Genomic DNA, 20,410 nt, shown 5'->3' on the forward strand with positions numbered 1-20,410 from the left:
GGAGAAACAAACATGTCATTTTCCCAAGCGGTAAGCGGACTCGGCGCTGCCTCAAGTAACCTCGATGTCATTGGTAACAACATTGCCAACTCCGCGACTGCGGGCTTTAAGTCCAGCACCATTGCGTTTGCCGATATGTTCGCCGGTTCTAACGTCGGCCTCGGTACCAAAGTGGCGGCGGTGATCCAGAACTTCAACGACGGCAGCACCACCACCACCAGCCGTGGCCTGGATGTGGCACTGAGCGGTAACGGTTTCTTCCGTATGACAGACACCAGCGGCGCGGTTTATTACTCGCGTAATGGTCAGTTATCCCTCGACGAAAACCGTAATCTGGTGAACACCCAAGGCCTGACCGTCACGGGTTACCCGGCTAGCGGCGTACCGCCAACGATTCAAACCGGTGCTAACCCGGTAGCGATTAGCGTGCCGACCACTCAGATGGCTGCGCGTGCCACCACGACAGCAACACAGGTTGCAAACCTGAACTCGACAGATACCGTGCCAACCGGCGGAACCTTCTCTGCCAGCAACGCGGATACTTATAACTCTAAAAGCACCATGACGGTGTATGACTCGCAGGGTAACGATCACACCCTGGATATGTACTACGTCAAAGATACCGCTTCCAATAGCTGGACCGTGCATGCCATCGACTCCACCACCGGTGATGCGGCTGGCGACTTCAGCATGGCGTTTGATACCAACGGTAAACTGACCAGCATCACCAGCGGCGGCACGACAACAACGGATGGCACGGTTCCTTTAACCATCAACATCGCAACCGCGCCTGCCACTGTGGCAGCGAATGGTGCAGCAGCGAACCAGGTTATTTCCCTCAGCATGTTGGGCAGTGCGCAGCAGAACACCGGTACCACCACCTTTGGAAACCCTGTTCAGGATGGTTATGCACCAGGCGATTTGACCAGCTACGCCATTAATGACGACGGCACCATCACCGGTAGCTATTCCAACCAGAAAACCCAGCTGCTGGGTCAGATCGTATTAGCCAGCTTCTCTAACCCAGAAGGGTTGCAGTCTGAAGGCGATAACGTCTGGTCTGCGACCAGCTCTTCAGGGCAGGCCGCCGTGGGTTTGGCTAACACCGGTACTTTCGGCTCCCTGACAGCAGGCGCACTGGAAGCCTCAAACGTCGACATGAGTCAGGAACTGGTGAATATGATCGTGGCGCAGCGCAACTATCAAGCGAACGCCCAGACCATCAAAACTCAGGACCAGATTCTTAACACGCTGGTTAACTTACGTTAATTCGCTAACGGGATTGTTCTATGGATCACGCGATATATACCGCGATGGGTGCCGCCAGTCAGACGCTGGATCAGCAGGCCGTTACCGCCAGCAACCTCGCCAACGCTTCAACGCCGGGTTTTCGTGCGCAGCTCAACGCGCTGCGTGCGGTGCCTGTTAATGGCTGGTCGTTACCGACGCGCACGCTGGTGACAGCGTCGACGCCGGGTGCAGACATGTCACCGGGGGCGATGGATTACACCGAGCGCCCTTTGGACGTGGCGGTTCAGCAAGATGGCTGGTTGGCGGTGCGTACCGCTGACGGCAGCGAAGCTTATACCCGCAACGGCAACATGCAGACCAGCCCGGACGGCACGTTAACCATTCAGGGCAATCCCGTGATGGGCGATGGCGGTCCAATTGTGATCCCGCAAGGCGCGCAGATCACCATTGCGGCCGATGGTTCGATTACATCACTGAACGCTGGTGATGCGCCGAACGCCACGGTACAGCTGGGTCGATTGAAGCTGGTGAAAGCCACTGGAAAAGAGATGCAGCGCAGCGATGACGGCATGTTTCGCCCGACGCAAGCAACGCAGGCAACACGCGGAGCCGCGTTACAGGCTGATGCCACCATGCAAGTTATGCCTGGCGTGTTAGAAGGCAGCAACGTCAAGCCGGTGGAAACCATGGTCGATATGATTGCCAACGCCCGACGTTTTGAGATGCAGATGAAAGTGATCACAAACGTCGATGAAAACGAACAGAAAGCTAATCAGCTGCTGAACATGAGCAGCTAAGGCGCGAGGATAAAAAGATGATTCGTTCTTTATGGATCGCCAAAACGGGTCTTGATGCACAGCAAATGAACATGGACGTAATTGCCAACAACCTGGCAAACGTCAGCACCAATGGCTTTAAGCGTTCGCGTGCCGTGTTTGAAGATCTGATGTATCAAACCATGCGTCAACCGGGTACGCAGTCGTCTGAGCAGACTACGCTACCGTCCGGTTTACAGATTGGTACGGGTGTACGTCCGGTGACTACCGAACGTTTACATACGCAGGGCAACCTGTCGCAGACCAGCAACTCGAAAGATATTGCGATTAATGGTCAAGGTTACTTTCAGATTCAGATGCCAGACGGCACCTCTGCGTATACCCGCGATGGTGCGTTCCAGGTTGATCAAAACGGTCAGCTGGTGACCAACTCCGGTTTTCCAGTACAGCCTGGCATCACCATTCCGGCAAACGCCACCAGCATTACCGTTGCGCGTGACGGGGTTGTGAGTGTGACGCAGCAGGGACAAACCCAGGCTGCGCAAGTTGGACAGTTAACGCTGAGCACCTTTATGAACGATGCCGGCCTCGACAGCGTAGGTGAAAACCTTTATCAGGAAACGCAGGCTTCTGGCGCGCCAACTGACAGCACGCCTGGCCAGAACGGTGCCGGTCTGCTGTATCAGGGTTATACCGAAACCTCCAACGTTAACGTGGCGGAAGAGCTGGTTTCCATGATCCAGACGCAACGTGCGTATGAGATCAACAGCAAAGCGATCAGTACCTCCGATCAGATGCTGGCGAAATTAACCCAGCTGTAACGCTGGTGATTACGGCCAGCTTCGGCTGGCCTGAAGAATAGACATTTATAAGGTCGTGACTCCGTGGCGAAGCAACAGATTCTCAAGCCTGGACATTGGTTAGTAGCCACGCTGCTGCTGACTCTTAACGGTTGCGCATTAGTGCCGCGCACGCCGCTGGTTGAAGGGGCCACTACGGCGCAGCCAATGCCCTCTGCACCACCTGTGGTGAACGGCTCTATTTTCCAGGGTGTCGCGCCCCTGAACTACGGCTACCAGCCGCTGTTTGAAGATCGTCGCCCACGCAATATTGGCGATACGCTGACGATCACGCTGCAAGAGAATGTCAGCGCCAGTAAAAGCTCCTCTGCGAATGCCAGCCGTGACGGCAGCAACAGCTTTGGCTTGTCCACCGTGCCAACGGCTTTGGCCGGTTTAGTCGGCGCCAGCGGCGAAAAAGCCAACCTGAGCGCAGAAGGTAAAAATGATTTCGCAGGCAAAGGTGGCGCTTCTGCCAATAACACCTTTACCGGCACGATTACCGTCACCGTGGATCAGGTTTTGTCGAATGGCAACCTGCACGTTGTAGGCGAAAAACAGATCGCGATTAATCAGGGCACCGAGTTCATTCGCTTCTCGGGCGTGGTGAATCCACGCACCATCAGCGCCAGCAACGCGGTGTTATCGACAGCGGTCGCCGATGCACGTATTGAGTATGTCGGTAACGGTTATATCAACGAAGCGCAGTCCATGGGTTGGCTGCAACGCTTCTTCTTAAACATCTCGCCGATGTAAGAGGTTACGATGAAAAAGTTAACGCTACTGCGTTTCGGTTTAGGTTTGTTGTTGGGCGTGAGCCTGCTGGCCCAAGCCGATCGTATCCGCGATCTGACCACTGTACAGGGCGTACGTGAAAACCAGCTGTTGGGTTATGGCTTAGTTGTGGGCCTTGATGGCACCGGTGACCAGACCACGCAAACGCCGTTCACCACCCAAACGGTGAACAACATGCTTTCGCAGTTGGGTATTACCGTGCCAACCGGCACTAACATGCAGTTGAAAAACGTGGCGGCCGTGATGGTCACCGCTAAATTACCGTCATTTGCCCGTCAAGGCCAAACGCTGGATGTGGTGGTTTCTTCACTGGGTAATGCGAAAAGCCTGCGTGGCGGTACGCTATTAATGACGCCAATGAAGGGCGTCGATAATCAAGTTTACGCATTGGCGCAGGGGAATATTTTAGTCGGTGGTGCGGGTGCATCCGCAGGCGGCAGCAGCGTACAGGTTAACCAGCTGAACGGCGGACGCATTACCAGCGGCGCAACCGTTGAACGCGAGCTGCAGAGCAATTTCGGCTCACAGAACACCATTAACCTGCAGCTGAACAGCGAAGACTTCTCGATGGCGCAGCGTATCGCTGATGCGATTAACGCACGTGGCGGTTATGGTGCAGCCCAGCCACTGGATGCGCGCACAGTGCAGGTGCGCGTTTCGCCAAATAATGGCGCGCAAGTGCGTCTGCTGGCCGAGATCCAGAACATCGATGTGGCGATTCCAGTTGAAGACGCGAAAGTGATCATCAACTCGCGTACCGGTTCGGTAGTGATGAATCGCGAAGTGACGTTGAATACCTGTGCGGTTGCGCAGGGTAACTTGTCGGTGACGGTGAATCAGCAGCAGAACGTCAGCCAGCCCGATACGCCACTGGCGGGCGGCCAAACCGTGGTCACGCCACAAACACAGATCGATCTGCGTCAAAGCGGCGGCGCATTGCAGCGTGTTAGTGCCAGCGCCAACCTGAACAACGTGGTGCGTGCACTGAATGCCTTGGGCGCGTCACCTATCGAATTGATGTCGATTCTACAGTCGATGCAGACCGCCGGTTGTTTGCGTGCCAAAGTGGAAATTATCTAATGGTTGATACCCAATCGCTGATGAATGCGGCTTACGACAGCCGCTCACTGAATGAACTGAAGCGTCAGGCAAGCAACGATCCGAAAGGCAAAGCATTGCAGGTGGCACGCCAGGTGGAAGGCATGTTCGTGCAGATGATGTTGAAAAGCATGCGTGAGGCGTCACCGCAAGATGGCATCTTAAGCAACGATCAGACGCGGCTTTACACTTCAATGTACGATCAGCAGCTTGGGCAGGAAATGAGTAAGCGCGGCCTCGGCCTGGCGGAGACTATCGTCAAACAGATGATGCCCGCCAAAGCGCCCGATGAAAGCGCTGGCACGGTGCCGATGAAACTGGATAACAGTTTTATTTTGAATGCCGTTCCACCCGCACAACAGCTTGAGCAAATGGTGCGTAAAGCGATGCCGCGTTTACCGGTATCGCCAACCAACTTGCCCAGCGACAGCAGTGAATTTATCGCCCAGCTTGCACAACCAGCGCAGGCTGCCAGCCAGCAAAGTGGTATACCGCATCATCTGATTCTGGCACAGGCCGCGCTGGAGTCAGGCTGGGGGCAGCGCCAAATCCTCACGCGTGACGGTAAGCCGAGTTACAACGTGTTCGGTATCAAGGCCAGCAGCGGCTGGAAAGGTGAAACCACCGATATCATGACCACGGAATATGAACAGGGCGAAGCCAAAAAAGTGCGCGCCAGCTTCCGCGTTTACAACTCCTATTTCGAAGCGTTAACCGACTACGTCAAGCTGATCGCAAATAACCCGCGCTATGCCGCGGTTGCCAACGCCTCAAGCGCCGAACAGGGCGCGCAAGCTTTACAGGCTGCGGGTTACGCTACCGATCCTAAATATGCCCAAAAATTAGTGGGAATGATCCAACAATTCAAAAACATGGGTGAAAAGGTGGTCAAGGCTTACAGCCAGGATTTAAACGATTTGTTCTGATAAATCTGCCTCAAGTTTCACTTAAGCACGCCGATAACAACATCATAAGCCAAGGGCGCTTGTGCGCGTTGGCACCCAGATTGATGACTGCCAGCCCGGTTGACGGGGAATGTAAGGAACCGAGATGTCCAGCATAATTAACTCCGCTATGAGCGGATTGAGTGCCGCGCAGGCTGCATTAAGCACCACCAGCAATAACATCACTAATTACACTGTGGCGGGCTATTCGCGTCAAACCACTATTTTGGCGCAGGCTAATAGCACGTTGCAGGGCAGCAGCTATTACGGCAACGGTGTAAATATCAGCGGTGTGCAGCGTGAATATGATGAGTTCATCACATCACAGTTGCGAGGCTCCAGTGCGACTTACAGCGCGGTTAATACGCAATATAATCAGATTTCAAATATCGATGATCTGTTGTCGACCTCAACCACCAGCCTGTCGACGTCTATTCAAAGTTTCTATACCAACCTGCAGAACGTGGTGAGCAATGCAGATGATCCTTCTGCGCGCCAATCCATGCTCAGTTATGCTCAGGGTTTGGTCAATCAGTTCCAGAGTACTTCTCAGTACCTGACCAACATGCAAAGCAGCGTTAATACCGATGTCACCTCAAGTGTTGATCAGATCAATACTTACACGACGCAGATTGCCGATCTAAACAAGCAAATTGCCAAACTGACTACCGGCAATGGCGATGCGCCTAATAACCTGCTCGATCAACGCGATCAGTTGGTCAATGATCTGAATAACGTCGTTGGCGTGTCAGTTTCACAACAGGATGGCGCTTACGTGGTGTCCATGGCTAACGGCCTGACGCTGGTGAATGGCAACAAATCCACTGATTTAGTGGCGATGAATTCCAGCAGCGATCCAACCCGCACCACCGTGGGCTACGTCGATAAAACCGCGGGCAACGTTGAGATTCCAGAAAAATTGCTGACTACCGGCTCGCTGGGCGGAATATTAGCGTTCCGTACTCAGGATCTTGATCTGGCACAGAACCAGCTGGGGCAACTGGCGGCGGCGTTTACCACCAGCTTCAACGAAGTGCATAAAGAAGGTTTTGACAGCAACGGCGATCAGGGTGTGGATTTCTTTAACATCGGCAGCCCGACCGTATTGAGCAACAGCAAGAACAGCCAACCTGGCGCGACCGTGACAGCGGAGTGGAGTGACAGCAGCGCGCTGAAAGCCTCTAACTACACCGTAAGTTATGACGGTACAAACTGGACCGCTACACGCGCGTCTGACAATGTAAAAATCAGCTTAACGCCTGTGACCTCTGGCACCGACACTACGCTGAGTTTTGATGGCCTGACCCTGAACGTAAGCGGCACTGCGGCAAAAAACGACAGCTTTGTCGTTAAGCCCGTGCAAAACGTTATCGCGGGTATGTCGGTAGCGATCACTGATGAAACACAGATTGCTGCTGCGGGTGCCACTGGCGGTGAAAGCGACAACCGTAACGCGCAGAAACTACTGGATTTACAAGATGCTAATGTGGTGAACGGCAACGCGACGTTGGCACAGGCTTACGCCAGTATCGTCAGCACCGTGGGGAACAAAACCAGCTCGCTGGAGACCGCCAGCACCACGCAGGAAAACGTAGTGAATCAGCTCACCGATCGCCAGCAATCTGTTTCCGGCGTTAACCTCGATGAAGAGTACGCCAACCTGACTAAGTATCAGCAATATTACATGGCGAATGCGCAAGTGCTGCAAACCGCCAGCGCCATTTTTGATGCCTTGATGAGCATCCGCTAAGGGTAGAGGACACTATGCGTATCAGTACCAACATGATCTTTAACCAGCAGGTGCGCGGTATTACCGATTCGCAATCTTCCTGGCTGAAAGTCGGCGAACAGCTTTCCAGCGGTCGCCGCGTAACAAATCCTTCTGATGACCCTATTGCAGCATCGCGCTCGGTAGTGTTGTCACAAACGCAGGCGCAAAGCAGCCAGTATGCTGTGGCTCGCACCTTTGCCAGCCAGGGTTTGTCGATGGAAGAGAATGCGTTAAGCAGCGTGACGAGCAGTATTCAGGATGCGCAAACGCTGATTGTTTATGGCTCAACCGGTACCTTGAGTGATGACGACCGTGGCTCAATCGCAACGCAGCTGGAAGGAATACGTGCACAGTTGCTCAATCAGGCTAACAGTAAAGATGGTAATGGCCGCTATATCTTTGCCGGATATAAAACGGACAGTGCCCCTTTTGTTGATGATGCGACGACGGGCGTGACCTATGCCGGTGGAACTGACGCTATCACGCAGAAAGTGGACAGCAGCCGCACAATGACGGTTGGCCATACGGGTGATGATATTTTTATGTCAATCACCGGCAACTCCACGGCAGAGCCAGACGGTAGCGCCAGTGAAACCAATCTGTTTGCCATGCTGGACAGCGCCATCGCTGCCCTGAAAGTGCCGCAAGCTGATGCAGATGAGGCGACCCAAAAGACGTTTCAGGATGCAATGGATAAAACCAACCGTGGTTTGAGCAACTCCCTGAACAACGTATTGAGCGTACGTTCTACGATTGGTACGCAGCTCTCCGAGCTTGATACGCTGGATGCACAGGGCGACGATCGCGACGTGATTTACAGTACCCAGATGAGTGACTTAGTTGACGTTGATTACACTCAGGCGATCTCTAGCTACACCATGCAGCAGACTGCACTTCAGGCAGCGTATAAGACCTTTACTGATATGTCTCAGCTGTCGCTGTTCCAACTGAATTCCTAATCTGACCTGCAAATTTAAGCGTATTTTAACCGGATGCGCTTGTTTTCTCCCACGGCCTTCACAAGAGGCAGTGGGATTTTTTTTGTCTGTGATTTCATGTGCCGCGCCACGTTGTAAGCAATAAAAAACCCCGGCAGGTGCCGGGGTTAGATTTAATGCATGTGTAATGCTTACGGCTTGGTGGCCGGCGCGGTCGACTGGTGAGTTGCGCTGTGACCGCCAGCAGAACCTCTTCCGTCAAACTGGTAAGTCGGACGTACCCAGTCGCTATGACGAACAGGCTCTGGCTGCCAAATTGGCGCAGGTGCCTTGGTCATCGGCGCAGAAGCGAAGTGCTTCCAGCGAGTGCCATCGTTTGGCACAGCAGGGGCGCTATCACGCGCTGCGACGGGTGCATGCGGTTCGCTTACTGGCGTAACGTCTGCATCCGCTGCAACTGGCGCATTCAGCACTTCTTCAACCTGTGCTTCAAGGCGCGGACTGACTTCAACGGCTGAATGCTCAGCAATCTCTGCTGGCTGCTCAGTGGCCGGGGCCGTGAACGCAGTAGAACGTTCGGTTTCGGTCGCTGGCTCAGAAACTGCATCAGAAACTGCATCAGGTTGCTGTACTGAAGGCGCTTCGATCACCGGAGCAGCGGGTTTTGCCTGCTCAGCAATAACTTCTGCTTTAGCTTCTGCAGCAGCAGGAATCACTGAAGGCTCTTCATTAACTGGCGCTTCGATAGCCGTGGTGTCATCCGTATTCACAATGGCAACCGGGGTTTCAGCTTGTGGTTCAGCGTATTGAACCGGCGCCTGTTGTGGTGCAACGGCTTCAGTTGATTCAACTGCAGCTGGAATTGCCACTGCAGCGGCCGTTTCCTGACGGCTGTAATCTGGCGCTTCGTTCTGAGTATCTTGTGTCGCCAGCTCTTCATTAGCCTGACTGACAGGATAACGCACCCAAACTTTACCTGAAGCCATTTCCGGTGAAGCTGCGGCAGCTTCTAATGGCATAGCAGATTGCGTTGGATAACGCTCATCACGATAGCGACGACGACGCTGTCCACTTACACGCAGATGGCGCGGTGAGCGACGTGAACGGCGCGGCATGTTGTTGCTGTCACGGCCTTCGGTATCATCCAACTGCTCTTCTACCTGCGGCGCTTCAATCAGCGGTTGAACCTGGCGCACTTCTTCTTGCTTGACTGGCGCTTCAGCCTGAACCAGCGGCTGCTCGATGGCATCACCCACACGCACTTTCTGCGTAAGCTGACGCGGTTTACGACGCGGCAGCACCTGTACGCGCTCATCTTCCAGCGCTTCGGGAGCTTCAATGATGTCAACCGATGCAACTTCAACAGGTTTTGGCGCGTCCTGTTGGGCACGTTTCTCTTCCTGACGACGACGCTGGCGCTCGGCACGCTGCTCACGGCGTTGCTGCTGCTGCTCATCACGCTGCTGGCGTGCTTCATCGCTCAGGACTGGACGCTCTTCGCGCACGTCGTTCGGCGTTGAAGGACGCTTGTTGCGGCGATTATCACCATTGTTGTCACGCGGCTCACGGTTTTCACGCGGTTCGCGATTCTCACGCGGTTCACGGTTTTCGCGCGGTTCGCGGTTATCACGCGCTTGCGTATTATCACCGTTACGCGGCGTACGCTCGCGACGATTGTTATTACGACGGTTATTACGACGATCGCCGCGCTGATTACCGTTTTCATCGTCACTGGCTTTTTTCGGCTCAGTTTCGGTTTCAACAGCAGGTGCAGGCGCAGCGGCAGGCGTTTCTTCACCGGCAAACAGCTTTTTAAGCCCACCAAACAAGCGACCCAAGAAACCGGTGCTGGCTGCTGCGTTTGCTTGCGCTTCTGGTGCCGCCTTAACCGCGGGTTTCGCTTCTGCAACTGGCGCTGCAGGCGCAACTTCAACAGGCGCTGGTGGTGCATCTGGCATCACGAAAGCAGCAAGAGCAGGCTGCTCTGGACGACGGCGTTCAGCGTGTTCTTCTTCAGACGGCATCGCCATTTCTGCTTCATGCAGCTTTGGCAAATGATAACTAAGGGTTTGTGTCTCTTCGCCAGTACGGACGCGCAACACGGAATAGTGCGGTGTTTCCATCCGATCATCCGGGACGATAACCGCACGCACGCCACCCTGACGCTTCTCAATAGCATTAACCGCTTCACGTTTTTCATTCAGCAGGTAAGAGGCAACCTGAACCGGAACTATCGCGTGAACTTCTTTGGTGTTGTCTTTCAGCGCTTCTTCTTCAATCAGGCGCAGAATAGAGAGTGACAGCGATTCGTTATCACGAATAGTGCCGGTACCGCTACAACGTGGGCAAACGTGATGACTGGATTCGCCCAATGACGGGCTCAGGCGCTGACGGGACATTTCGAGCAGGCCGAAGCGTGAAATATGGCTGATTTGAATACGGGCGCGATCCTGGCGAACGGCTTCACGCAGGCGATTCTCAACCGCGCGCTGATGGCGAACCGGGGTCATATCGATGAAATCGATAACAATCAGGCCACCAAGGTCACGCAGACGGAGTTGACGCGCAATTTCGTCTGCGGCTTCAAGGTTGGTGTTGAAGGCGGTTTCTTCGATGTCACCACCGCGCGTTGCACGCGCTGAGTTGATGTCAATCGCGGTCAGCGCTTCGGTACTGTCGATAACAATCGAGCCGCCTGATGGCAGACGCACTTCGCGTTGGAAAGCGGACTCGATCTGGGACTCAATCTGATAATGGCTGAACAGCGGGATTTCACCGGTGTACAGTTTAATTTTACTGCTGAAGTCTGGACGGCCCAGCGCAGCGATATGCTGACGTGCCAGTTCCAAAACTTTTGGATTATCGATAAGAATTTCACCGATATCCTGGCGTAGATAATCGCGGAAAGCGCGTACAATCACATTGCTTTCCTGATGAATCAGGAACGGAGCAGGGCGACTGTCAGCGGCTTTTTTGATCGCTTCCCAATGCTTGATGCGGAAGCTGAGGTCCCACTGCAGCGATTCGGCTGATTTGCCGACACCAGCGGTACGCACAATCAGACCCATGTTTTCTGGCAGTTCCAGCGCTGAGAGCGCTTCTTTCAGCTCAGTGCGATCGTCACCTTCGATACGACGCGAGATACCACCCGCACGCGGGTTGTTTGGCATCAGTACCAAATAGCTGCCCGCCAGAGAGATAAAGGTGGTTAACGCTGCGCCTTTATTGCCGCGCTCTTCTTTATCGATCTGAACGATCACTTCCTGGCCTTCACGCAATACGTCTTTGATGTTCGGACGACCATGTGAGTTATAACTGGCTGGGAAGTATTCGCGGGAAATTTCTTTTAGAGGGAGGAAACCGTGACGTTCAGCGCCGTAATCGACAAACGCAGCTTCAAGGCTGGGTTCAATACGGGTGATTTTACCTTTGTAGATATTGGCCTTTTTCTGCTCGTGTCCGGGACTTTCGATATCCAGATCGTACAGACGTTGACCGTCAACCAGGGCAACGCGCAACTCCTCCTGCTGAGTTGCGTTTATTAACATTCTTTTCATCGTGACTTACTCGTTATTCTTTCATGAGTGATTAAAGCTGCGGGCATAGTTACCCTGGACGAGTATCAACCGATGGCCCCGTGACTGAGTGCAATGTCGTCAATCTCACGGTTGTCGACCGCGCGGGGGGCGCAAATAACGTCGGTGGCCTGTTTTTCATAAGGAATAACAGCACCAGATAGTGGAAATGCCAGAGAGAATTTGAAAACCCGTGCATTCCAAACTTCTGTCCAGGCCGCAACCCGCAGCCCGCTAAGTGCCTGATTTCGCATTACGTCTTACGCCATTGCTGCGTGTCTGCTCAATCCGGCAAAATGACTAATTTCGCTGTTTTCTGCCTTGAAACTCTCAAGGTAAGAAACTTAAGCATTATTCCATTGCTAACCTTCATATAGCAAGGCGACTTTAACAGCCTGATAAAGTTTCTTTACATTTAACTCGCTAATATGGCGGGTGATTAGGCGCATCGTTGAAAAAAACAGCATCCGATTCGCTTAAACCAGCAACACGAAAGAGTTAAGCACAGAAAAAGGGGTGGCGCTATCTGGGGACACTATTTAGAATCGCGGCCATGAAAACAGAGAATCCTGGCGTACACTTTGTCGCCATCACGGCTGAAAATGCCGGTCAAAGAATTGATAACTTTTTGCGCACCCAACTCAAGGGTGTGCCAAAAAGCATGATTTATCGCATCGTCCGTAAAGGTGAAGTGCGGGTAAACAAAAAACGTATTAAGCCCGAATACAAACTGGAAGAGGGCGATGAAGTGCGTATCCCGCCCGTACGCGTGGCTGAGCGTGATGAAGATGCGGTCTCACCTAAGCTGGCAAAAGTGGCGTCGCTGGCCGATGCCATTTTATATGAAGATGACTATTTGTTGTTGATGAATAAGCCATCAGGAACCGCAGTGCACGGCGGCAGCGGCTTGAGCTTCGGCGTAATTGAAGGCTTGCGTGCGTTGCGCCCGGAAGCGCGCTTCCTTGAATTGGTTCATCGTCTTGATCGCGACACGTCCGGTATTTTGCTGGTCGCCAAAAAACGTTCAGCACTGCGTTCGCTGCATGAGCAGTTGCGTGAAAAAGGCATGCAGAAAGATTATCTGGCATTGGTGCGTGGCAACTGGCCTTCGCATCTGAAAGTGGTGCAAGCGCCGCTGCTCAAAAACATTTTACAAAGTGGCGAACGTGTTGTGCGGGTGAATGCCGAAGGTAAACCCTCAGAAACGCGTTTCAAGGTTGAAGAGCGGTTTGAGTTTGCGACGTTGGTTAAGGCCAGCCCGGTAACGGGAAGAACCCATCAGATTCGTGTACACACGCTGCATGCTGGACATCCTATTGCGTTTGACGATCGCTACGGTGAGCGTGATTTTGATAGCCAGCTGGCATCAACGGGGCTGAAACGCCTGTTTTTGCACGCGGCTGCGCTGACGTTTACGCATCCTAACACTGGCGAAATCATGCGAATGGAAGCGCCGCTGGATGATGGATTGAAGCGTTGTCTGGAGAAGCTGCGTCAGCAAAAAAGCTGACGCATTGGGCATCAGTCCAGCAAGGGATTGATGCCTGCCTCTCGCAACATCGCGTTGAGCGCAATAAGCGGTAAGCCAATTAACGTATTTGGATCACGCCCTTCAAGACGTTCAAATAAACAAATTCCCATTCCTTCACTTTTAAAACTGCCTGCGCACTGAAGCGGCTGTTCTTTCTTTATATAATTTGTGATCTCATCGTCACTTAAATCACGGAAATGTACGATAAACGGTTCGCAACACTGGATTAAACGCTGGCTGCTGGGATGGTATAACGCTAAACCTGTGTAAAACGTTATGCTATTACCGCTGGCTGCGCGTAATTGATTATGCGCATTTTCTACGGTATGCGGCTTGCCAGTAATCTCTCCATCTAACACACAAACCTGATCTGAACCGATAATCCAGTGTTCAGGATAGGTTTCTGCCAGCGCCTGGGCTTTTGCCACTGCAAGACGTTTCACCAATGTTTCGGCGTTTTCTCCGGGTAACGCTGTTTCATCAACGTTGGGTGAATCGGTAACAAAGGTCAGACCGAGTTTGGTTAATAACGCCTGACGAAAGGGTGAGGTGGATGCTAAAAGAATCGATGCCGTCATTTTTTTTCAATATTGATAGCGAATTGGTGACAGTCATTTTAAACTGTGTGCCGCACTGGATGCGAATAGTGGTTGAAAGATGCTGTAAACCGGCCTTTTTCTTTGACTCTATAAGATTACAAAGTTAATATGCGCGCCCTATGCAAAAGGTAAAATTACCCCTAACGCTGGACCCCGTCCGCACCGCTCAAAAACGCCTTGATTATCAAGGTGTGTACACACCTGTACAGGTGGAGCGCGTGGCCGAGTCGGTCGTTAGTGTGGACAGTGATGTAGAATGCTCCATGTCGTTTGCGGTAGACAACCAACGTCTGGCAGTACTGACTGGTACTGCTGATGTACAAGTGACGTTGCGCTGCCAACGCTGCAACCAGGTGTTTCCGCATCATGTCCACGTAAGCTATTGCTTTAGCCCTGTTTCTTCTGAAGAGCAGGCCGAAGCGTTGCCGGAAGCGTACGAGCCGGTCGATGTCAACGAGTATGGTGAAATCGATCTGTTGGCCGTCGTTGAGGATGAAGTGATCCTCGCGCTGCCTGTCGTTCCGGTGCATGATTCTGAACACTGTGAAGTGTCCGAGGCGGACATGGTCTTTGGTAAATTGCCTGAAGAGGTCGAAAAACCAAACCCATTTGCCGTATTAGCCAGTTTAAAGCGTAAGTAATAGGAGTAAGGTCCATGGCCGTACAACAGAATAAACCCACCCGTTCTAAGCGTGGCATGCGTCGTTCGCACGATGCGCTGACCACTGCAACTCTGTCAGTAGATAAAGTTTCTGGCGAAACTCATCTGCGTCACCACATCACTGCGGATGGTTACTACCGCGGTCGCAAGGTTATCGTTAAATAAGACTTGCGCTTAGCAAGGCGATACCTTGACACGTTTGACCCTGGCGATTGATGCCATGGGCGGGGACTTCGGTCCTTGCGTGACAGTGCCTGCAGCATTGCAGGCACTGGCCTCTCATACGCAATTATACCTTCTTCTGGTCGGCAATCCCGACACCCTCATGCCATTGCTTGCCAAAACGGATTCCTCCTTACTGGGGCGTTTGCAGGTCATTCCTGCCGAATCGGTTATTGCAAGTGATGCGCGGCCCGCTCAAGCCATCCGAAACAGTCGCGGCAGCTCAATGCGCGTGGCGTTAGAATTGGTAAAAGAGGGGCGTGCGCAAGCCTGCGTCAGTGCGGGTAATACCGGCGCATTGATGGGTCTGGCAAAAATGCTGTTGAAGCCGCTGAAGGGCATTGAACGTCCGGCGCTGATGTCTGTTTTACCTCATCAGCAGCAGGGCAAAACAGTGGTGTTAGATTTAGGTGCCAACGTTAATTCGGACAGTGCAATGTTGGTGCAATTTGCGGTGATGGGCGCGGTAATGGCGGAAGAGGTGCTTGGCATCAATAAACCCCGCGTAGCGCTTCTCAATATTGGTCAGGAAGAGACCAAAGGGCTTGAAAGTATCCGCGAAGCAGCGGAAACCCTAAGAGAAACCCCGCAAATAAACTATATTGGTTACCTTGAAGCTAACGAACTCCTCACGGGCAAAACGGATGTGCTGGTGTGTGATGGTTTCGTCGGAAACGTCACGTTGAAGACTATGGAAGGCGTGGTAAGAATGTTTCTTTCGCTGCTCAAATCATCAGGCGAAGGCAAAAAGCGGTCATGGTGGTTGAAGTTGCTGGGACGTTGGATCCAAAAACGTCTGGCTAAGCGCTTCGGACATCTCAACCCCGACCAGTACAATGGCGCTTGTCTGTTAGGATTGCGCGGGACAGTGATCAAAAGCCATGGCGCAGCCAATCAGTGTGCGTTCGCCGTGGCGATAGAACAGGCAGAGCAGGCGGTGCGGCGGCAAGTTTCAGAACGAATTGCTGCGCGCCTAGACGCTGTATTAGCCAGGAGTGACAAAGCCTAGATGTTTACCAAAATTATCGGTACGGGCAGTTATTTGCCCAGCCAGGTTCGCACAAATGCCGATCTGGAAAAAATGGTTGAGACTTCGGACGAGTGGATTGTTACCCGTACCGGCATCCGTGAGCGACGCATTGCAGCGCCAGATGAGACTGTTGCAAGCATGGGTTCACAAGCAGCCCAACGCGCGCTTGAAATGGCGGGTGTTGAAGCCAATGATGTTGGACTGATTATCGTCGCCACAACATCGTCCAGCCATGCTTTCCCAAGCTCAGCCTGTATGATTCAGCAAATGCTGGACATTAAAGACTGCGCAGCTTTTGACCTTGCTGCAGCATGTGCAGGTTTCACATATGCGTTGAGTGTTGCCGATCAGTACATCAAAAACGGTGCAGTTAAGCATGCGTTGGTGATTGGTGCTGATGTGCTTGCACGTACTTTGGATCCCAATGATCGCGGCACTATTATTCTGTTTGGTGATGGCGCTGGCGCGGTCGTTCTCGGACCGAGCGAAGAGCAGGGCATTATTTCAACCCATCTGCACGCTGATGGTCGCTATGCCCAGTTGCTGACCTTACCCTATCAGGATCGTGCGAAGCAGGATCAACCCGCCTATCTTACGATGGCAGGTAATGAAGTCTTTAAAGTTGCGGTTACTGAGCTGGCGCATATCGTTGATGAAACGTTACAGGCCAATAATCTCGATCGTGAGATGCTCGACTGGCTGGTGCCCCATCAGGCAAACCTACGCATTATTAGCGCAACGGCGAAAAAATTAGGTATGACCATGGATAAAGTGGTCGTAACACTGGATCGCCACGGCAACACCTCTGCGGCGTCGGTGCCAAGCGCACTTGATGAAGCGGTACGCGATGGCCGTATCAAACCCGGACAACTCATTCTGCTGGAGGCCTTTGGTGGCGGTTTCACCTGGGGCTCTGCGCTGGTTCGCTTTTGATTGACAGGAACTGAAAATGACGCAATTTGCTTTTGTTTTCCCAGGTCAGGGCTCACAATCTGTGGGTATGCTGGCTGATTTGGCCGCAGCCTATCCGCTGGTGGAAGAGACTTTCCGCGAAGCGTCTGACACGCTGGGCTACGACTTATGGCAGCTCGTTAGCCAAGGTCCGGTCGAAGAACTGAATAAAACCTGGCAAACACAGCCAGCGCTGTTGGCGGCATCGGTCGCTATCTATCGTGTATGGCAGCAGCAGGGCGGTGAGCAACCGGTTTTGATGGCAGGGCATAGCTTAGGTGAATACTCTGCGCTGGTTTGTGCTGGCGTACTGAATTTTGCCGATGCCATTAAATTAGTTGAGTTGCGTGGCAAGCTGATGCAAGAAGCTGTGCCGGAAGGCACGGGAGCAATGCAGGCGATTATTGGTCTGGATGATGCGGCAATCCGCCAGGCGTGTGAAGAAAGCGCGCAGGGACAAGTTGTTTCGCCAGTAAATTTCAATTCGCCAGGTCAGGTTGTTATTGCCGGCAATAAAGAAGCCGTTGAACGTGCTGGTGCAGCATGCAAAGCTGCAGGCGCTAAGCGTGCGCTGCCTTTACCGGTTAGCGTCCCTTCGCACTGTGCGTTGATGAAGCCCGCTGCTGATAAATTAGCCATTGCGCTGCAAGACATTACCTTTAATGCACCGTCTGTTCCGGTTATTAACAACGTAGATGTTAAAGCTGAATCGGATGCAGATGCGATTCGTCATGCATTAGTTCGTCAGCTTTATAGTCCGGTACGCTGGACAGAAAGTGTCGAGGCGATGGCATCTCAAGGCGTAACACAGTTAATGGAAATGGGTCCAGGTAAAGTCCTGACCGGTTTGACCAAACGTATTGTCGATAGCCTGACTGCTGCAGCCGTTAACGATACTGCCTCGTTAAAAAGTGCGCTAGGACAGGAATAAGAGGAATAACATGAGTTTTGAAGGTAAAGTTGCGCTGGTAACCGGCGCGAGTCGCGGCATTGGCCGTGCGATTGCGGAAACCCTGGCGGCACGTGGTGCTAAAGTGGTTGGAACCGCAACCAGCCAAAGCGGTGCCGATGCAATCAGTGCTTACCTTGGTGATAACGGTAAAGGTCTGCTGCTGAACGTGACAGACGCCGCATCGATCGAAAGCGTTTTAGAGAAAATTCGCGCTGAATTTGGCGAAGTGGACATTTTAGTCAATAATGCAGGCATTACGCGTGATAATCTGCTGATGCGCATGAAAGACGATGAGTGGCAGGATATCTTAGATACCAACCTCTCTTCCGTCTTCCGTCTTTCCAAGGCGGTTTTGCGTGCCATGATGAAAAAACGCGTGGGCCGTATAATCACCATTGGTTCCGTTGTTGGGACCATGGGTAACGCGGGCCAAGCAAACTACGCTGCAGCAAAAGCGGGTTTAATTGGCTTTAGCAAATCACTGGCGCGTGAAATCGCGTCACGTGGCATTACGGTCAACGTCGTGGCACCGGGCTTTATTGAAACGGACATGACGCGGGCACTGAACGAAGATCAACGTTCTGGTATTTTGGCGGAAGTACCTGCAGGTCGCTTAGGCGACGCGCAAGAAATCGCCAATGCTGTTGCATTCTTAGCCTCTGACGAAGCAGCCTACATCACGGGTGAGACGCTGCACGTCAATGGCGGCATGTACATGGTCTGATAATCACGAAACCATTTGCATTATTTGCGGGAAAAACCGCAAAATAACGTAAATCGTGGTTAGACCAGCCGGGATTTTGTTGCATCTTTTTCAACATTTTATACACTACGAAAACCATCGCGAAAGCGAGTTTTGATAGGAAATTAAATAGTATGAGCGATATCGAACAACGCGTTAAGAAAATCATTGGTGAGCAGCTGGGTGTGAAAGAGGAAGAAGTAACCAACTCTGCATCTTTCGTAGAAGACCTGGGTGCCGATTCTCTTGATACCGTTGAGCTGGTTATGGCTCTGGAAGAAGAGTTTGATACTGAAATTCCAGACGAAGAAGCTGAGAAAATCACCACCGTTCAGGCAGCGATCGACTATATCAATAGCCACAAAGCCTAATGAATACCGTCAGGCGGTCACTCGACCGCCTGAGTTTTATGTTTGTCCCACATAGTTCTTTTTTCCCCTCCCTGGAGGACGAACGTGTCTAAGCGTCGTGTAGTTGTGACTGGTCTTGGCATGTTGTCTCCTGTCGGCAATACCGTAGAGTCTACCTGGAGTGCTCTCCTTGCCGGTCAGAGCGGCATCAGCCTGATCGACCATTTTGATACTAGTGCCTACGCAACACGCTTTGCGGGCTTAGTGAGAGATTTTAATTGTGATGACTACATCTCGCGCAAAGATCAGCGCAAGATGGATGACTTCATCCAATATGGTATCGTTGCTGGCATTCAGGCTATGCAGGACAGCGGTTTAGTTGTAACCGATGAAAATGCTGGTCGTATAGGTGCGGCAATTGGTTCCGGAATTGGTGGATTGGGGTTGATCGAAGATAACCACACTTCACTCGTAAACGGCGGCCCGCGTAAAATTAGTCCGTTCTTTGTACCTTCAACCATTGTAAACATGGTGGCGGGACATTTAACCATCATGTACGGCCTTAAAGGCCCTAGCATCTCTATCGCAACGGCATGTACGTCTGGCGTACATAACATCGGTCATGCTGCGCGTATCATTGCGTATAACGATGCTGACGTTATGGTGGCCGGCGGTGCTGAAAAAGCCAGTACACCGCTTGGTGTTGGTGGATTCGGTGCGGCGCGTGCGCTCTCTACTCGTAACGAAAACCCGCAAGCGGCAAGCCGCCCGTGGGATAAAGATCGTGACGGTTTTGTACTTGGCGACGGTGCTGGCATGGTCGTTCTTGAAGAGTATGAGCATGCTAAGAAGCGTGGCGCTAAAATCTATGCGGAAGTCGTCGGCTTTGGTATGAGCAGCGATGCCTATCATATGACCTCTCCGCCAGAAGATGGCGCTGGTGCTGCTGCCGCTATGGTAAATGCACTGCGTGATGCACAACTCTCACCAGAGCTAATCGGCTATGTCAACGCACACGGCACCTCTACGCCAGCGGGTGATAAAGCGGAAGCGCAGGCAGTGAAATCTGTATTTGGTGAAGCAGCGAAAACCGTCATGGTGAGCTCAACTAAATCAATGACAGGTCACTTACTGGGTGCTGCAGGTGCCGTAGAGTCAATTTATTCGATTCTCGCACTGCGTGACCAGGTAGTTCCACCAACGATTAACCTCGATAACCCGGATGAAGGCTGTGATCTCGATTTCATCCCACATACGGCACGTCAGGTAAATGGTCTGGAATACACCTTATGCAACTCCTTCGGTTTTGGCGGTACCAACGGTTCGCTGATTTTCCGTAAAGTTTGATCTACCTGCTCTGCTAAAAAGGCCCGCAATGCGGGCCT

At 52.5% G+C, this 20,410-nt stretch carries 19 protein-coding genes; 17 read left to right on the forward strand and 2 right to left on the reverse strand.

The annotated features are described in order from the left end of the window. Positions 1-12 precede the first annotated feature (12 nt). The 8 genes from flgE (at position 13) to flgL (ending at position 8,433) form a co-directional block, all read left to right on the forward strand. The gene (gene flgE / locus ACF2G4_RS03250) at positions 13-1,269 is read left to right on the forward strand and encodes a flagellar hook protein FlgE (RefSeq protein ID WP_215847084.1); all 1,257 of its coding nucleotides are present in this window, start codon (positions 13-15) and stop codon (positions 1,267-1,269) included. A 20-nt stretch (positions 1,270-1,289) separates the two neighbouring features. Further along, positions 1,290-2,048 (forward strand): flagellar basal body rod protein FlgF, encoded by a 759-nt coding sequence (locus ACF2G4_RS03255; protein ID WP_215847083.1) that lies wholly within the window; start codon positions 1,290-1,292, stop codon positions 2,046-2,048. 17 nt (positions 2,049-2,065) lie between these two features. Then, positions 2,066-2,848, forward strand: coding sequence for a flagellar basal-body rod protein FlgG (flgG, locus tag ACF2G4_RS03260; RefSeq protein ID WP_215847082.1), 783 nt, complete (start codon positions 2,066-2,068; stop codon positions 2,846-2,848). A 63-nt stretch (positions 2,849-2,911) separates the two neighbouring features. Beyond that, the gene (locus ACF2G4_RS03265; RefSeq protein ID WP_215847081.1) at positions 2,912-3,622 is read left to right on the forward strand and encodes a flagellar basal body L-ring protein FlgH; all 711 of its coding nucleotides are present in this window, start codon (positions 2,912-2,914) and stop codon (positions 3,620-3,622) included. A 9-nt stretch (positions 3,623-3,631) separates the two neighbouring features. Continuing rightward, positions 3,632-4,741 (forward strand): flagellar basal body P-ring protein FlgI, encoded by a 1,110-nt coding sequence (locus ACF2G4_RS03270; RefSeq protein ID WP_409075502.1) that lies wholly within the window; start codon positions 3,632-3,634, stop codon positions 4,739-4,741. Further along, positions 4,741-5,685 (forward strand): flagellar assembly peptidoglycan hydrolase FlgJ, encoded by a 945-nt coding sequence (gene flgJ, locus ACF2G4_RS03275; RefSeq protein ID WP_215847079.1) that lies wholly within the window; start codon positions 4,741-4,743, stop codon positions 5,683-5,685. Before ACF2G4_RS03270 ends, flgJ begins: the two co-directional genes overlap by 1 nt. A gap of 124 nt (positions 5,686-5,809) precedes the next feature. Beyond that, entirely contained in the window at positions 5,810-7,453 is a 1,644-nt protein-coding gene (flgK, locus tag ACF2G4_RS03280; protein WP_409075503.1) for a flagellar hook-associated protein FlgK, read from the forward strand. A gap of 14 nt (positions 7,454-7,467) precedes the next feature. Next, positions 7,468-8,433: a flagellar hook-associated protein FlgL gene (flgL, locus tag ACF2G4_RS03285; RefSeq protein ID WP_215847077.1), complete on the forward strand. Its 966-nt coding sequence runs from the start codon at positions 7,468-7,470 to the stop codon at positions 8,431-8,433. 170 nt (positions 8,434-8,603) lie between these two features. On the opposite strand, the gene rne is transcribed toward flgL, so the two are convergent. Continuing rightward, on the reverse strand, positions 8,604-11,969 hold the full coding sequence (gene rne / locus ACF2G4_RS03290) for a ribonuclease E (protein ID WP_409075504.1): 3,366 nt from the start codon (positions 11,967-11,969) through the stop codon (positions 8,604-8,606). 571 nt (positions 11,970-12,540) lie between these two features. Here rne and rluC point away from each other — a divergent pair. Continuing rightward, positions 12,541-13,497: a 23S rRNA pseudouridine(955/2504/2580) synthase RluC gene (gene rluC, locus ACF2G4_RS03295; RefSeq protein WP_409075505.1), complete on the forward strand. Its 957-nt coding sequence runs from the start codon at positions 12,541-12,543 to the stop codon at positions 13,495-13,497. Between the two features lie 11 nt (positions 13,498-13,508). Here rluC and ACF2G4_RS03300 read toward each other — a convergent pair whose 3' ends face one another. Further along, the gene (locus ACF2G4_RS03300; RefSeq protein WP_409075506.1) at positions 13,509-14,096 is read right to left on the reverse strand and encodes a Maf family protein; all 588 of its coding nucleotides are present in this window, start codon (positions 14,094-14,096) and stop codon (positions 13,509-13,511) included. 140 nt (positions 14,097-14,236) lie between these two features. Between ACF2G4_RS03300 and yceD the strand changes: the two genes are divergently transcribed. The 8 genes from yceD (at position 14,237) to fabF (ending at position 20,372) form a co-directional block, all read left to right on the forward strand. Then, the gene (gene yceD, locus ACF2G4_RS03305; RefSeq protein WP_215847073.1) at positions 14,237-14,758 is read left to right on the forward strand and encodes a 23S rRNA accumulation protein YceD; all 522 of its coding nucleotides are present in this window, start codon (positions 14,237-14,239) and stop codon (positions 14,756-14,758) included. 14 nt (positions 14,759-14,772) lie between these two features. After that, positions 14,773-14,943: a 50S ribosomal protein L32 gene (gene rpmF / locus ACF2G4_RS03310; RefSeq protein WP_013025362.1), complete on the forward strand. Its 171-nt coding sequence runs from the start codon at positions 14,773-14,775 to the stop codon at positions 14,941-14,943. A 25-nt stretch (positions 14,944-14,968) separates the two neighbouring features. Further along, positions 14,969-16,009: a phosphate acyltransferase PlsX gene (gene plsX, locus ACF2G4_RS03315; RefSeq protein ID WP_215847072.1), complete on the forward strand. Its 1,041-nt coding sequence runs from the start codon at positions 14,969-14,971 to the stop codon at positions 16,007-16,009. After that, a complete protein-coding gene (locus ACF2G4_RS03320) occupies positions 16,010-16,963 on the forward strand; it encodes a beta-ketoacyl-ACP synthase III (protein WP_215847071.1) in 954 nt (317 codons plus the stop codon). A gap of 16 nt (positions 16,964-16,979) precedes the next feature. Beyond that, positions 16,980-17,912 carry an ACP S-malonyltransferase gene (fabD, locus tag ACF2G4_RS03325; RefSeq protein ID WP_215847070.1) on the forward strand — a complete coding sequence of 311 codons (933 nt, stop codon included), beginning with the start codon at positions 16,980-16,982 and terminating at the stop codon, positions 17,910-17,912. Between the two features lie 10 nt (positions 17,913-17,922). Then, positions 17,923-18,657: a 3-oxoacyl-ACP reductase FabG gene (gene fabG / locus ACF2G4_RS03330; protein WP_215847069.1), complete on the forward strand. Its 735-nt coding sequence runs from the start codon at positions 17,923-17,925 to the stop codon at positions 18,655-18,657. Between the two features lie 152 nt (positions 18,658-18,809). Beyond that, complete coding sequence (gene acpP, locus ACF2G4_RS03335; protein WP_215847068.1) at positions 18,810-19,046, forward strand: acyl carrier protein; 237 nt, start codon at positions 18,810-18,812, stop codon at positions 19,044-19,046. An 84-nt stretch (positions 19,047-19,130) separates the two neighbouring features. Further along, positions 19,131-20,372: a beta-ketoacyl-ACP synthase II gene (fabF, locus tag ACF2G4_RS03340; protein ID WP_215847067.1), complete on the forward strand. Its 1,242-nt coding sequence runs from the start codon at positions 19,131-19,133 to the stop codon at positions 20,370-20,372. Positions 20,373-20,410 lie beyond the last annotated feature (38 nt).

The organism is Pantoea phytostimulans, from assembly GCF_046118715.1.
In the GTDB taxonomy this organism is placed as follows: domain Bacteria; phylum Pseudomonadota; class Gammaproteobacteria; order Enterobacterales; family Enterobacteriaceae; genus Pantoea; species Pantoea phytostimulans.

What these genes read in the sequence shown, in the direction of transcription:
- flgG (WP_215847082.1), top strand. Translation starts at nt 2,066, where the DNA reads ATGATTCGTTCTTTATGGATCGCCAAAACGGGTCTTGATGCACAGCAA.
- rpmF (WP_013025362.1), top strand. Translation starts at nt 14,773, where the DNA reads ATGGCCGTACAACAGAATAAACCCACCCGTTCTAAGCGTGGCATGCGT.
- flgK (WP_409075503.1), top strand. Translation starts at nt 5,810, where the DNA reads ATGTCCAGCATAATTAACTCCGCTATGAGCGGATTGAGTGCCGCGCAG.
- flgE (WP_215847084.1), top strand. Translation starts at nt 13, where the DNA reads ATGTCATTTTCCCAAGCGGTAAGCGGACTCGGCGCTGCCTCAAGTAAC.
- ACF2G4_RS03270 (WP_409075502.1), top strand. Translation starts at nt 3,632, where the DNA reads ATGAAAAAGTTAACGCTACTGCGTTTCGGTTTAGGTTTGTTGTTGGGC.
- fabG (WP_215847069.1), top strand. Translation starts at nt 17,923, where the DNA reads ATGAGTTTTGAAGGTAAAGTTGCGCTGGTAACCGGCGCGAGTCGCGGC.
- fabD (WP_215847070.1), top strand. Translation starts at nt 16,980, where the DNA reads ATGACGCAATTTGCTTTTGTTTTCCCAGGTCAGGGCTCACAATCTGTG.
- ACF2G4_RS03300 (WP_409075506.1), bottom strand. Translation starts at nt 14,096, where the DNA reads ATGACGGCATCGATTCTTTTAGCATCCACCTCACCCTTTCGTCAGGCG.
- acpP (WP_215847068.1), top strand. Translation starts at nt 18,810, where the DNA reads ATGAGCGATATCGAACAACGCGTTAAGAAAATCATTGGTGAGCAGCTG.
- flgJ (WP_215847079.1), top strand. Translation starts at nt 4,741, where the DNA reads ATGGTTGATACCCAATCGCTGATGAATGCGGCTTACGACAGCCGCTCA.
- ACF2G4_RS03255 (WP_215847083.1), top strand. Translation starts at nt 1,290, where the DNA reads ATGGATCACGCGATATATACCGCGATGGGTGCCGCCAGTCAGACGCTG.
- rne (WP_409075504.1), bottom strand. Translation starts at nt 11,969, where the DNA reads ATGAAAAGAATGTTAATAAACGCAACTCAGCAGGAGGAGTTGCGCGTT.
- ACF2G4_RS03320 (WP_215847071.1), top strand. Translation starts at nt 16,010, where the DNA reads ATGTTTACCAAAATTATCGGTACGGGCAGTTATTTGCCCAGCCAGGTT.
- yceD (WP_215847073.1), top strand. Translation starts at nt 14,237, where the DNA reads ATGCAAAAGGTAAAATTACCCCTAACGCTGGACCCCGTCCGCACCGCT.
- rluC (WP_409075505.1), top strand. Translation starts at nt 12,541, where the DNA reads ATGAAAACAGAGAATCCTGGCGTACACTTTGTCGCCATCACGGCTGAA.
- flgL (WP_215847077.1), top strand. Translation starts at nt 7,468, where the DNA reads ATGCGTATCAGTACCAACATGATCTTTAACCAGCAGGTGCGCGGTATT.